Genomic DNA, 13,877 nt, shown 5'->3' on the forward strand with positions numbered 1-13,877 from the left:
ACAGGGCGTCAGGCACGCATGCCGCGGCCGCTGACCAGCAGACGCACGCACACCACGTACAACACGACCGTTGCCACCAGCATGAAGGTGATGGCAGTGCCGATGCTGATGTCCGACACGCCGAGGATGCCGTAGCGGAACGAGTTGACCATGTGCAGCACCGGGTTGGCCAACGACACCGTTTGCCAGAACGGCGGCAGTAGGTTGATCGAGTAGAACACGCCGCCCAGGTAGGTCAGTGGCGTAAGCACGAAGGTCGGAATGATGGAAATATCATCGAAGTTGCGTGCGAACACCGCGTTGACGAAACCCAGCAACGAGAAGATGGTTGCGGTCAGCAGCACCACCAGGACCGTGACGCCCAGGTGGTGCACCTGCAGATCGGTGAAGAAGAATGACAACAGCGTCACGATCACGCCCACTGCCAACCCGCGCAACACACCGCCCAATGCGTAGCCGATCAGAATGGTGTGCGGCGACACCGGCGATACCATCAGCTCTTCGATGGAGCGCTGGAACTTGGCGCCGAAGAAGCTCGACACCACGTTGCCGTACGAGTTGGTGATCACCGACATCATGATCAGCCCCGGCACGATGTACTGCATGTAGGTGAAGCCACCCATGTCACCGATCTGCCGGCCAATCAAATTCCCGAAGATGACGAAATACAGAACCATGGTGATTGCAGGCGGCAGCAAGGTCTGCGGCCAGATGCGCAGGAAGCGCCGCACTTCGCGATACACGATGGTATTCAGCGCGACCCAGTTGGTGCTCAGCTCCACACTCATACCGCCACCTTCGACAAGTTCTTTTCCACCAGTGACACGAACAGTTCCTCCAGTCGGTTGGTCTTGTTGCGCAGGCTCTGCACTTCCAGGTTCTGCAACGCCAACTGGCTGAACAAGGCGGTGATACCACTCTCCTTGTCGACCTGCACCTCCAGGGTATGCGGGTTGATCAGCCGCGACGGATAGCCGTGCAGCGTGGGCGCTGCAGTCAACGACTGCTTGATGTCCAGCACGAACGTCTCGACATGCAGCTTGCCCAGCAGCTGACGCATGCTGGTGTTCTCGACGATGGTGCCGTGGTCGATGATGCCGATGTTGCGGCACAGTTGCTCGGCTTCTTCCAGATAGTGCGTGGTGAGGATGATGGTCACCCCCTTCTGGTTCAGCTCGGTGAGAAAGGTCCACATCGAGCGGCGCAGTTCGATGTCCACGCCGGCAGTCGGCTCATCCAGAATCACCAGCCGCGGCTCATGAATCAGAGCACGGGCGATCATCAAACGTCGCTTCATGCCGCCGGACAGCGAACGCGACGGCACATCGCGCTTGTCCCACAGGCCCAACTGCGTGAGGTACTGCTCGGCACGTTCCTTGGCCAGTGCCGGCTTGATGCCGTAGTAGCCCGCCTGGGTGACGACGATGTCGAAGGTTTTTTCAAACTGGTTGAAGTTGAACTCCTGCGGCACCACGCCAATGTTGCGTTTCAACGCAGCCGGCTCGCGATCCAGGTCATGGCCAAACACGTTGACCGTGCCGCTGGTCTTGTTCACCAGGGTCGAAAGAATGCCGATGGTGGTGGATTTGCCGGCGCCGTTCGGGCCGAGCAAGGCGAAGAAGTCGCCTTCGGCAACGTCCAGATCAATGCCGCTGAGGGCCTGGAAGCCGTTGCCGTAGGTCTTGGTCAGCTGTCGAATGGACAGGGCAGAACTCATAGCAGGTCGAGTACCAAATAAGGGAAGTCGGGGCACGCCAGGACAGACCACCGGCGCAATCGGTGCAGGCATGGTGCTGGCCCATGCCGCGCAAGTACAGTCATGCGTATCGATAGTGACTATCGAAACCGCTGAGGTGTTCGATCAGGTCAATGCCGTCATTACCGCAGCCTGATAGGCCGGGCGTTGCTTGAGGCATTCGTACCAGGCCTCCAGGTGGCGCATCGACGGCCGCTCGACAGGCATCTCGAACCAGGCATAGGCGAAGCTGCCCAGGGGTATGTCGCCCATGCCAATGCGTTCGCCAGACAGGTACGGCTGAGTCGCCAATGTCTGGTCGGCCATCGACAGCAGATGGGCACATTGCTTGTGCGCCGCGTTGATCGCCGACCAGTCACGTTGATCCTCGGGCGTGCGCAGCAAGCCCCAGAACAGCGGTTTGAACGGTCCGGCCAGCGCCGATGTGGTCCAGTCCATCCATTTATCGGCGAGCGCACGTTGACGTGGATCGTCGAGATACCAGCCTTGCTCGGCGCCATACTGCGCGCATAGATAGCGAACGATGGCGTTGGATTCCCAGAGCGTCAGCTCGCCGTCTTCGAGCATCGGCACCAGACCATTGGGGTTCTTGGCGCGGTACTCCGGCTGGTCGACCACGCCGAACGCGCCGCCCGCGTCGATCGACTCGAACGCCAGGCCCAGCTCATGGGCAGCCCACAGCACCTTGCGCACGTTGCTCGAGTTCTTGCGGCCCCAAATCTTCAGCATGGCGATGTCCTCATCAGTGCACAGGACGCGCCAGTGTACGCCACTGCAACCGCCTTTGGCGGACATGGCCCGACACCTCACTCGCCTGACTGGCACCGGGAACGAACTCCCCGTGACACAACCTGTCACTGCACTGATGACTGCCGTTCCCGCAGGCGGGCTACGCTCTGTGGTTTCGGCTCCAAGCCTAGGTTCCACGGAGGAAACGCTCATGTTGCTGTTGTGGCTGGTAGTGCTGGTGCTCGGCGTTGCGTATCTCACGCATCGGCGTCTGGCGCCGTTGCAGATTGTCGCGGCGGTGGCCGCATACACGGTGCTCATGGGCATCTTCAGCAAGGCGCCAGGCCTGTTGTTGATCCTGCTGTGGGTCGCCATCGCGCTGGTCACCGCTCTTCTGGTACTGCCTGACTGGCGTCGCAAGACGCTCAGCGGGCCGACCTTCAACTGGGTGCGCCGCACCTTGCCGCCGATGTCGCAAACCGAACGCGAGGCCATCGATGCCGGCACCGTGTGGTGGGATGGCCAGCTGTTCAGCGGCCGCCCGGACTGGAACACCCTGCTCGCCTACCCTGCTCCTACCCTCACCGAGGAAGAGCAAGCCTTCATCGACGGTCCTACCGATGACCTGTGTGCCATGGTCAGCGATTGGCAGATCGGCCAGGACATGGACCTGCCGCCTGAAGCCTGGCAGCACATCAAGGATCACGGTTTCTTTGCCCTGATCATTCCCAAGGAATATGGCGGCAAGGGCTTCTCCGCCTACGCGCACTCGCAGGTGGCGATGAAGCTGGCTACCCGCAGCGGCGACCTGGCCTCTACCGTGATGGTGCCCAACTCCCTCGGCCCTGCAGAATTGCTCCTGCACTACGGTACCGACGAGCAACGCAACCACTACCTGCCACGCCTGGCCCGTGGCGACGACATTCCCTGCTTCGCGCTTACAGGTCCGCATGCGGGTTCCGACGCGGGCGCGATGCCTGATACAGGAATCATCTGCAAGGGCCAGTGGAACGGAGAAGAGGTGCTCGGGCTGCGGCTGACCTGGGAAAAGCGCTACATCACGCTGGGCCCTGTCGCAACGCTGCTCGGACTGGCTTTCAAGGCCTACGACCCCGATCACCTGTTGGGCGATCAGGAAGAATTGGGCATCAGCCTGGCCTTGATCCCCACCGATACCCCAGGCGTCGAAATCGGTAAACGGCACTTGCCGCTCGGCGCCGCGTTCATGAACGGTCCCAACAGCGGCAAGGATGTCTTCGTGCCGCTGAACTTCCTTATCGGCGGCCAAGAGATGCTCGGCAAGGGCTGGATGATGCTGATGAACTGCCTGTCGGTCGGCCGCTCCATCTCCCTTCCGGCAGTAGGCACCGGCGCTGCCAAATACACCAGCCTGGTCACCGGCCAGTACGCCAGTATCCGCGAACAGTTCAACGTGCCGCTCGCCGCCTTCGAAGGTATCCAGGAATCACTGGCACGCATCGGTGGCAATGCCTGGCTGATGGACAGCGCCCGCTTGCTCACTGCACAGGCCGTCGACCTCGGCGAAAAGCCTTCGGTGCTGTCGGCGATCCTCAAGTACCACCTGACCGAACGGGGTCGCGAGTGCATTCAGCACGCCATGGATGTGCACGGCGGTAAAGGCATCATCATGGGCCCGAACAATTATCTGGGTCGCAACTGGCAAGGCGCGCCGATTTTCATCACGGTCGAGGGCGCGAATATTCTGTCTCGAAACCTGATGATCTTCGGCCAGGGTGCAATTCGCTGTCATCCGTTCGTGCTCAAGGAAATGGCCCTGGCGGCGCGCCCCGATCATGAGGAGGCGCTCAAGGACTTCGATCCTCTCTTGATGCAGCACGTCGGCTTTGCGCTGAGCAATGCCGCCAGTACCTTCGTGCTAGGCCTGGGCCTGGGGCGTTTTGAAAAAGCGCCAGGCGACGCCTTGAGCCAAGGCTACTTCCGCGCGCTGAACCGGCAGGCAGCAGCCTTTGCGCTGATGGCTGACCTGTCGATGATGCTACTCGGTGGTTCGCTCAAGCGCCGCGAGCGGCTCAGCGCGCGCCTCGGCGACGTGCTGAGCTATCTGTACCTGTCTTCGGCAGCACTCAAGCGTTATCACGATCTGGGTTCGCCTGAGCACATGCAGGTACTGCTGCGCTGGGCAATGGAGGAAAGTCTCGGCAAGGCTGAACAGGCTCTCGATCGTTTGCTGGATAACTTCCCTCAACGCTTCGTGGGTGGAGCGTTACGATTACTGGTTTTCCCTTTTGGTCGCCGGCACACGGGGCCAAGTGACACCCTTGATTCAGCCGTTGCAGCATTGATTGGGCGCGACAAGGGTGATCCAACCCTGGAAGAGCTGCTGACAGGATGCTTTAGACCTGCAGGCAAGGACGATCCGGTGGCCATGTTGCAGCAGGCCAGTGATCTATTGACAAGGACAAGCGCGCTGCGCAAAACACTGCATGAGGCGATCAAGACTGGCAGTGTCCAGCCGGCGCCGGCTCAGTCAGCGATAGACGCTGGCCTCCAAAGCGGCGTATTGCAGCTCCAGGATGCACAGTTGCTACACCAGGCGGAAGCCGCTCGCAGGGCGGTGATCGATGTCGATGCCTTTGATAAAGCGCAATTGCTACCAGACCCTGGGAAAATACGTTGAATTCGAAGCAGGCAATCGCGGCGGGTTGCAGCCGCCGTGCTTGTCACTGCTGGCTTATGTAGTGCCTGCTCAGCAGGAACTGACCCTTCGTTAGCAAGCGCTGTCGTTCAGCGCCTGCTGCTCATGGTTTGCGTTGCGAGAAGGTCGTGAATCGAAGGCGGGCACCCGGGCATTCCTGGAAGCTGCTGCGGTAGTTAGCTTGAACTACCCTCTTTCTCGGCTGGCTTGTGACCTGCGTATAATCCGCCCTCGTTTCAACGCACTCGGAGCATCGTAATGTCCAATTCCCACCTGGAATATCATCTGCAACTGCTGAATCACCTGCGCACGATCTTGGTCGCCGTGGGTGATGCCGAGCAAGTGCCGGATGAAAGCCACGCGCTGTTTATCGAGCGCTTCGACGAACTGCTTACCCAACTTGTGGAAAATCCGCTGCAAAGCCAGTACCTGGGCCAGGATCTGCTTTGCCAGGTCATACAGCGTTATCCGCAAATCGCCCATCTGGTTCCCCGCGATCTGCTGTGGTTTTTTGGTGGGGACTGCCTTCACTACATGCCTGATGATGAAATGGACGTTTACCAGCAACTGGAAGAACGCCGTTATGACGCCGAGCAGAGTGGACGCCATTTCGACTGGCATGAGGAAAGACAGTTGTTGAGTTCGACGAGTGCTTCGACGCACCATTGATTTGATCGCCGATCAATCGACCCCCACCCCGTGATTGTCGAAGATTCACCCTCCAGAGCTACATTCTTCCTACATTCGTTTGCCCCTCATCTCCATACGATGAGCGTCGTTTCAAGGACGCTTCTGAAACTTGAAATGCTGCGTGCACCGCACGCAGCAATGCCAACCGTCAACGTATGGATGAACGATGAACAAAATTCTGATAGCACTCGCGCTGGGTATGGCGAGTAGTAGCGCCATGGCAGCCACTGAAACTGGCAAGATTCTCTTCAAGGGACATATCAATGGTGGTACCACTTGCCCAATCGAAGTGGTCGAGCCCTCTTTGGGCGGCTTGGGCTGGGTAGATCTGGGGGTTTATCCAGTCAAGTATTTCGCTACACAGAACTCTACGACCGACGTTGGCTTCGCCCTGCGGATCACAGCCGATCCCACCTGCGCCATTGCTCCAGGCACAAAGGCCACAGTGAAATTCGACTCCGTCAGCGGAGACGCAGGCACGGCGGGCGAGTACTACGCCATTCGCACTGCTGGCGCGGAGGGTATCGCCCTGGAACTCAAGGACGATACCTACACCTCGATCAAGCCGAGAACCGATTCCAAAGACTACGATATCGCGTCCACCGGGACCACTGACATGAAGTTCTACGCTTCATTGGTCAAAACCGGAACGGTAACCGATGGTGCTGCTAGTGCGGACGTGAACTTCACCGTCACGCTGCCTTGATGCCATGCCAGGTGCCTCGTGCACCTGGTCTCCTCATGCTCAGCCATTGGATCACCTCCCCATGCTTTCGCTTACTCGCACTTCGAAGCTGCTTGGCGGCTTCCTGCTGCTTGCCGTCTACCTGCCGAACAGCGCTCATGCTGCGCTTACGATCAGCACCACACGAATTGTCTATGAAAGTAGTCAACGTAGTGCCTCGGTGGTCGTTGCCAATCCCAGTCAGCGCCCTTTTGCAGCTCAGGCCTGGGTGAATACCGAGGCCGATGACACCACGACGGCGGTACCCTTCGTGACAGCCCCGGCCTTGTTCAGGCTTGGGGCAGGCAAGGAGCAGTCGGTTCAGATCAGTGCTTTGCCGAACGAGCTGCCTCAAGACCGCGAATCGCTGCTGTTCTTCAATCTTCAGGAAATTCCCCAGACCAATAGCGATCAGCGTAATGCCCTGAACATCGCACTGCGCACCCGAATCAAACTGTTCTACCGGCCTGAGCCGGTCAAGGGTGATCCTGTAAGCCGGCTCAAGGAACTGCACCTGAGCACAAGCCAGTGTGAGGGTCGATCGCGCCTGAATCTGCACAACCCTACGCCCTACTACTACACCTTCAGCCGTCTGGATCTGATTGCGGCCAACCAGCGGCACGCCCTGCCTAACTCGGACATGGTAGCGCCACTGTCCACGCTCAGCCTGGCGATGCCTGCTGGCCTGAAAGACAGGGCTGCAGAGGCAGTCGTGACCGTGATCAACGATTACGGCGGCACCAGCAAGCCGCTGACCCTCCCGGTGCACGAGTCCCGCTGCATCCAGCGCTAACCTCAAAAGGAAATCCTATGACCCTGCAACCCCAAGGGTGCAGGCGGCTTCGCCTGCGCCATGTTTGCCCAACAGCGTTCTGCCTCTGGGCCGGCGCAGTGCTCGCGGGCACCGATGCACAGCCAGACACGGAGTTCCAAGCAAGTTTCCTGTACCTGTCAAGAGGACAACCGAGGACAAGTGCCACCCATGCCTTGCAGGGGCTGTCGGAGGACAGAAAACTGCCGCCTGGACGTTATCCGGTCGAGGTGCTTGTCAACCTCAACTCCATGGGCCCGTACGAGCTGCAATTCGAAGCGGAGTCTGTAGACGGGCTATTGCGCCCGTGCCTGGCGCCTGGCCTGCTGAGCGAACTGGGCCTTCGGCTGGAAGCCATCGCGGACCCAGCAGCCGTTGAAAGCGCGTGCCTGGATCTACCCAAACTCGTCCCGGGCGCGTTGGTCGACTTCGATCCCGGGCAGTTACGCCTGGCGATCTCCATTCCGCAGATCGCGCTGCGCCGAGACAGAGTCGGACAAGTGGACCCAGCGACCTGGGATAACGGAATCTCCGCAGCATTCGTCAGTTACCAAGCCTCCGTGCAGAGCAGTGACAGTCGGCAACGCGGAAGCTACAACAGCCAGGATCTCTACTTGAACAGCGGCGTGAATCTGGGCGGCTGGCGATTGCGCAGCAATCAGTCCTGGCGGCGCGACATCGATGGTCGGCAATCCTGGACCCGCGCCTATACCTATGCTCAGCACGATCTGCCAGGCACATGGGGCAACGTCACGCTGGGCGAAACCTTCACCAGCAGTGATGTGTTTCCCGCTGTCCCGGTCTCCGGAGTTCGCCTGGCCACCGACTTCGACATGCTTCCCGATACGCTGCGCAGTTATGCCCCCACCCTGCGCGGTGTAGCGCAAACGCGTGCCAAACTCGAGGTGTGGCAGAACGGCTACCCTATCTACTCTACCTACGTCAGCCCAGGCCCCTACGCCATCGACGACCTGAACGTGGGCGCTTCCGGCGAACTGGAGGTGGTCCTCACCGAAGCCGATGGCCAGGTACGGCGTTTTACACAGCCCTACACCAGTATCACCAACCTGCTACGCCCGGGCACATGGCGCTACAGCACTACGTTGGGCCGCTACAACCCAGCGGTGGGCAACGACAATCCTCTTCTCTGGCAAACCACGATGGCATTGGGCGTGGCCTGGAGCGCCACACTTTACGGTGGAATAATGGCGAGCGAGGGTTATACCGCTGAAGCCGTGGGCATTGCCAAGGACCTGGGCAACCTTGGAGCGCTGTCATTCGATCTGACACATGCGACGAGCGACATTTCTCCTGCTGAACAGACCACCCTGCAGGGATTGAGCTACAGCGCCCGCTACAGCAAAGCCTTCGAAAGCGGTACGCAGCTGCGTTTCGCCGGCTACCGCTACTCGACGCAAGGCTACCGTGATTTCGATGAGTGGATCAGCCAGCGCAGCAGTGATCGATTGTTCTTCGGCAGCCGACGCAGTCGTCTGGAAGGTTCGATCAACCAGCGAATCGGCGAACGCAGCAACCTGAGCCTGACCTTTGCGCAGCAGTATTACTGGCAGCGCAGTGACAGTCATCGTCAGTTCCAGTTGAACTTCACGACCACACACAAGGGCATCAGCTACAGCCTGCAAGGTTCGCAGTCGTTGACGGCGAACGCTGCAGGCCCTGATCGCCAGTTCGGCCTGAGCGTATCGGTGCCGCTGGAGTTCGGCCGCAACAGCACATTGAGCCTGGACTTGCAGCATTCGGCCTATGGCACCTCGCAGCGCGCCGCATTGAGCGGTCAAGCCAGAAACATCGGCTACAACGCGAGCGTGGCAATGAACGAACGACAGCAGCAGAGCGCTGGACTGTCCGCTGCATACCAGGCCCCACAAGCCACGTTGGGAGCCGGCATTACAGCTGCCGAAGATCACCGCAGCCTGTCGCTTAACGTCAGTGGTGCAGCGCTGCTACACGCCGACGGCCTGGAGCTGGGCCCCTATCTGGGCGAAACCATCGGCTTGGTACATGTGCCCGACATCGCTGGCGTCGGGTTGCAAAACCATAGCGCTTCACGTACCAACGCCAAGGGCTATGTGTTGATCCCCCATCTGCGACCCTACCGGCCCAATCAGATCGTTCTCAATACCGACCAGCTAGGCCCTGATATCGAAATCGACAACGGCAGCGCCAACGTAGTGCCACGCCGTGGGGCTGTGGTCAGGCATCAGTTCAGCGCGCGTGAGACCAACCGGGTGGTGCTCACTCTGCTCGATACCCAGCGCAATCCGCTGCCCTTTGGCACCCCGCTGCATGACGCCGACAGCAACGTCGTGGCTGTGGTAGCCCAGGCGGGCCAAGCCATGCTGTCGATGAACCCAGGCCCTCAGCGCCTCGAAGCTCGCTGGGGCGAGTCGTCCACTGACCGTTGCCTGATTCAGGTAGACCCCGAATCGATCGCGCAAGTCCAGGGATATCGTTTGCAGACATTGATCTGTGAATGACCTCTTTCCTGCCCGTCACCCTCAAGGCCCCCGGTAACGGCGCGCCAGATCAGGACATACCCATGAAATACTCGCAGTACCTGGCACTTTGCGTTGCGATCGTGACCGGCCACCATGCCTACGCAGGCGATATCTGTACTTGGGAAGATGGCGTACCGCCGCTGAATATCACGCGTACGCTGGCGGGCGTGATGCATGTCCCCGGGAGCGCCCAGCCTGGGGATGTAATCGGCACCCCGGAAATGCGCGAGTTCACCCAGTCGTCCCCTGGCTCTGAGTTTCTGTGCTACAACGACGGCGACGTACTCTGGCGGTTCGACATGAATGCAACCGCACCGATCTTTCCGGACCCACTCCCACCCGTCGCCGGAGAGCCCTCCGACGGCTACATCTTGAAGACCAATATCGATGGCATTGGCGCACGCATCAGGCTGGATATTCCGTTCAACGGCTCGGCCAATGGGTATTTCATGCCAGACGATGGACCACACAACCCATTCATTCCCTTTGGCTCGACTCAGCAGGCTGCCAATCCATTAGGAGGGTTCCGGCTGCGAGGGTTCTCGAACCGCGTCACACTGGTCAAGACCGGTGACATCGCTCCCGGTCTGCATGTTATCGACACTGAACTGTTTTCCGGACAGTTCAACGGTACCGGCATGGGCCTGGTGGTTCGTTATCGTTTGCAGGCTTCGGTATTGCAGGCGCAGTGCAGCGTGATCGGCGACCCCGTTAGCGCCAATCCTATAGACCTGGGCACCTGGGACAAGACCGACTTTCCCGCGCAGGGCACGACCACCACGACGGTCCCCTTTACCATTACCTTGAGCAACTGCAAGACCGATCCAGGGGGCCTGACCAGAGCGACCATCGAGCTGGATGGCATTGACGGCTCGACCCCCGTTCCGGGAATCGACGGCGTTTTCAGTCTCACGAGCGACTCTGAGGTGGAAGGCGTAGGCATCCAGGTACTGAAAGAGGATAGCTCACCGCTTGCGCTGCAACAGGAAGTGGATCTGAAGGCCTTGGAGGACGGGACGACCGTGCTCAACTTCGGTGCCCGCTTCTATCAGACAGGTACACCCGACACCATCAAACCTGGACTGGCAAAAGGCGCACTCAACTTCACCGTGCGTTACCGCTGACGCCGCTATGACCGCCACCAGATCGCCCGGATACCTTGCAGTATCCGGGCGATCTGTTGATGGGAAAACGCTGTCAGACGGTGCTATCTGTCGAACTCAGGATATTCAGTGGATCGTAACCGTATACGCACTCGACTTGCGCCGCATCGGTCACTTTGGTCAAGCGGTTGAGTGCATCGTATTCCAACAAGCGCGCTTGATCGTCGCGCGTGAGGTTGCCATTGGCGTCGTAGTCGAGTTTGATCTCCTGTGGATAGGGCGCGCCGCCGCTGTTGGTAATCCGGCTGAGTTGTACCGGGTCCTGGTTTTCAAAATAGTAGATCGCATTATTCGATCCCCCCTCGAACTGCGTAAGCACTTGCGTAATATTGTCCAGCGCGTCGAAACGGAATACCTGCTTGCTGATCTGCTTGCCGTAGGGATCGACAGGACACAATTCGCCTGTGCACTCATACGTCGTCAGCCGACCGCGGACGTCATACTTGTACGTTTCTTCTCGCAGGGGCTCACCCGCTTCACTGAGCGTACGCGAGATGATTCTATCGAAGTCGTCATAGGTCTGAGCCAGCACCTGTTCGACAGGGCCTTGAAACGTGAAGACTCGAGTAATTTCACGCTCCAGGTCGTCATAATCCAGGGTCGTGGTCAGCGCGTTGATGACTGTGCCGCTCGGATCCGTCTCGACGGTCTTGTAGCAGCGCGTACGGCCCAACGCATCGTAGTCGAACTCGGACACCAGCAGACCGAGTGAAGTATTCATCAGACGCCCACACGTGTCGTAGCTGTAGTTCTGAGTCTGCCCCAGTACGTCAACGTAACTTTCCTGGCGCCCCCGGAAGCTGTAGGCATAGGTCATCTGGAACTCACCGCGCGTTTCAACCTTGACTTCGCCCGTACTGAAATAGGTGCGGGAAAACGCCTGCCCATCGACTTCATCACAACTCTCGAGCCGCGCATTCTGCTTGTCGAAGATATAGTTCGCTTGTTTGCCAGACAGCGTGCGTTTGACCGGTTCTTCGCTGAGGTGCGGCATGTACTCATACTGGACGTCGCCCATCGGCGTAGTGACCGTAGCGGGCTGCATCTGACCTGGCAGATACTCATAGGTCTGCTTGCGCCCACCAGTGATCGACATCACCCTTCGGTCAAGGCCGTCGAAGCCCTGCTCGCCCAGCAACACGTTGTTGACCTTGATCGTGATCGGCAGGTCAGCCTCGCTATGCGCCGCGTAACTGCGGACCACAACTTCACCTGGCTTGAGCTGATGCGTGAGCAGGCGGTCGAACGCGTCGTAGGTGAAGGCCTCAGAACGCTTGCTGGCCGTCGCCAGCCCAGTAACTTCCGTGGCCTTGCGACCAAACCCGTCATAGGTGAACACCGATTCGCTCATGAGCTCGGTCTCCTGTTCGTCTCCAGGGGCCTTTTTGGCCATGCGACGGATTCGAACCGGGCTCTGGAACAGATTCAACTGCGTCTCACTCACGGCCGTTTTCTTGCCGTTATCAAGCTCGTTACCTTGCTCATCGACCAGTTGCTGGCGCCACTCGCGCACGATGGGGCCTGTCTTGCCATCACCGATCGGGTCGTGTTCAGTGAACTGCGCCACCCCATCCGGCCCGACCGTACACTGTTGTTGACCCCAGGCGTCGTACCGCAGTTGATGTGTGAGGTGCAGTTCCGCGTTTTTGAACCAGTCGATTTCCGTCTCGCTGATCAGATTGCCCCAGGCGTCGTGAGCGGCCTGATAGATGGGCTTCAAGCCTCCTGCTGACCACTCCATTGCCGCATCATCGCGATCCTCCTGCACCGTACGATTCAAGCCGTCGACGTAGGCCACGGTTCGCACACCCTTGACATCGAACAGCGTCTGCGTCGCCTGCTCGTTGTCGTTGGCACACAGATGGTATTCATAGCGTCGCTGAGCCTCCTCAGGCTTGCCGGGGCTGACGATCTCATGGGTGACCCGACGAAGTTCGTCGTACAGATTCAGGATTTCCACATCATTGTCATCACGGCTCAGCAACACTTGGCCTGTTGCCCGTGAATGCTGAGCTTTCAGCGTTTTCGAGGCATCATCGTAACCGCGCAGTTCCTGGTCGATCTGCAAGACCGACACCCCTTTGAAGCCGAGCAGGTATTGGCGATCACGCGGATCTCCATCTGATGCAGGCTCATCCCAGTCCAACTGCACGAACGAGTAGTTATAGTCGATTCGAGTATCCAGGGTTTTTGGCGTGGCGTCGGGGTTCGGGAAAGCGGTCACTTGCGCTTGCGGGCGGCCGTGCAGCAGTGGCACCGAAGACTGCACGGTTTCGTCTGGCGCTTCGTAATAGCGAGTCGTAACAGACTTCAGCTCTGCACCGCTGACAAATGTCTCGGTCTGCACGGCCAGCCAATGATCTTTCTGCATGAATGCACTGGAACTGCCCAACACTGACAGGCGCTGGTAGCTGTAGCGGTTCGTACGCGCCGCGAGGCTCCCAGTAGCAGGCTTTTCGGTCTGTTCCTTGAGGTAACGCACGAACCCTTCTGCGTCACCCGGGAAGCCCTCCTCAGCCAGGGTGAACCATGAGTACGTCTGCTCGATGCCATTGGCTGCTGTATGGCAAGTGACGTTGCCGTAATCATCGTAGGTCGTGCTGGTGATTTCCTCACGATTGAGCGTCGAGTTATTCCTCAACGACCACTGAGTCACGACGCCATGAGGGAGCTGACAGTAATTGGGCTGCTCAGCGAAGGTCCGGTTGGCGAGCAGGTTGTAGCGCGTGGACACCTGATGAATGTTATTGCCCACGACTGTCTTGCCATCGTCGCTGAGCATGCTGCCATGGCAGGTTGTCTCGGCAG

Annotated in this window: 10 protein-coding genes; 6 read left to right on the top strand and 4 right to left on the bottom strand. The window is 59.2% G+C overall.

Annotation, left to right across the window (positions count from 1 at the left end):
- Positions 1–8: 8 nt before the first annotated feature.
- The 3 genes from RT028_RS07385 to RT028_RS07395 all read right to left on the bottom strand — a co-directional run bounded on the left by RT028_RS07385 (position 9) and on the right by RT028_RS07395 (position 2,485).
- A complete protein-coding gene (locus RT028_RS07385) occupies positions 9–788 on the bottom strand; it encodes an ABC transporter permease (RefSeq protein WP_312934046.1) in 780 nt (259 codons plus the stop codon).
- Positions 785–1,717 carry an ABC transporter ATP-binding protein gene (locus RT028_RS07390; protein ID WP_312934048.1) on the bottom strand — a complete coding sequence of 311 codons (933 nt, stop codon included), beginning with the start codon at positions 1,715–1,717 and terminating at the stop codon, positions 785–787. Before RT028_RS07390 ends, RT028_RS07385 begins: the two co-directional genes overlap by 4 nt.
- A 144-nt stretch (positions 1,718–1,861) precedes the next feature.
- Positions 1,862–2,485 (bottom strand): glutathione S-transferase, encoded by a 624-nt coding sequence (locus RT028_RS07395; RefSeq protein WP_312934050.1) that lies wholly within the window; start codon positions 2,483–2,485, stop codon positions 1,862–1,864.
- A gap of 211 nt (positions 2,486–2,696) precedes the next feature.
- Here RT028_RS07395 and RT028_RS07400 point away from each other — a divergent pair, with 211 nt between their 5' ends.
- The 6 genes from RT028_RS07400 to RT028_RS07425 all read left to right on the top strand — a co-directional run bounded on the left by RT028_RS07400 (position 2,697) and on the right by RT028_RS07425 (position 11,030).
- Positions 2,697–5,144, top strand: coding sequence for an acyl-CoA dehydrogenase (locus tag RT028_RS07400; protein WP_312934051.1), 2,448 nt, complete (start codon positions 2,697–2,699; stop codon positions 5,142–5,144).
- A gap of 276 nt (positions 5,145–5,420) precedes the next feature.
- Entirely contained in the window at positions 5,421–5,831 is a 411-nt protein-coding gene (locus RT028_RS07405; RefSeq protein ID WP_312934052.1) for a PA2817 family protein, read from the top strand.
- A 187-nt stretch (positions 5,832–6,018) separates the two neighbouring features.
- Positions 6,019–6,558 (top strand): fimbrial protein, encoded by a 540-nt coding sequence (locus tag RT028_RS07410; protein WP_312934053.1) that lies wholly within the window; start codon positions 6,019–6,021, stop codon positions 6,556–6,558.
- Positions 6,559–6,562: 4 nt separating this feature from the next.
- Positions 6,563–7,369 carry a molecular chaperone gene (locus RT028_RS07415; protein WP_312934054.1) on the top strand — a complete coding sequence of 269 codons (807 nt, stop codon included), beginning with the start codon at positions 6,563–6,565 and terminating at the stop codon, positions 7,367–7,369.
- Positions 7,370–7,386: 17 nt separating this feature from the next.
- Positions 7,387–9,885 carry a fimbria/pilus outer membrane usher protein gene (locus RT028_RS07420; protein WP_312934055.1) on the top strand — a complete coding sequence of 833 codons (2,499 nt, stop codon included), beginning with the start codon at positions 7,387–7,389 and terminating at the stop codon, positions 9,883–9,885.
- The gene (locus RT028_RS07425; protein WP_312934056.1) at positions 9,882–11,030 is read left to right on the top strand and encodes a fimbrial protein; all 1,149 of its coding nucleotides are present in this window, start codon (positions 9,882–9,884) and stop codon (positions 11,028–11,030) included. The genes RT028_RS07420 and RT028_RS07425 overlap by 4 nt, the downstream gene beginning before the upstream one ends.
- 73 nt (positions 11,031–11,103) lie before the next feature.
- Here RT028_RS07425 and RT028_RS07430 read toward each other — a convergent pair whose 3' ends face one another.
- The gene (locus tag RT028_RS07430) at positions 11,104–13,851 is read right to left on the bottom strand and encodes a hypothetical protein (protein ID WP_312934057.1); all 2,748 of its coding nucleotides are present in this window, start codon (positions 13,849–13,851) and stop codon (positions 11,104–11,106) included.
- Between the last annotated feature and the right edge of the window lie 26 nt (positions 13,852–13,877).

This window comes from Pseudomonas sp. (assembly GCF_032058845.1).
Classification (GTDB): domain Bacteria; phylum Pseudomonadota; class Gammaproteobacteria; order Pseudomonadales; family Pseudomonadaceae; genus Aquipseudomonas.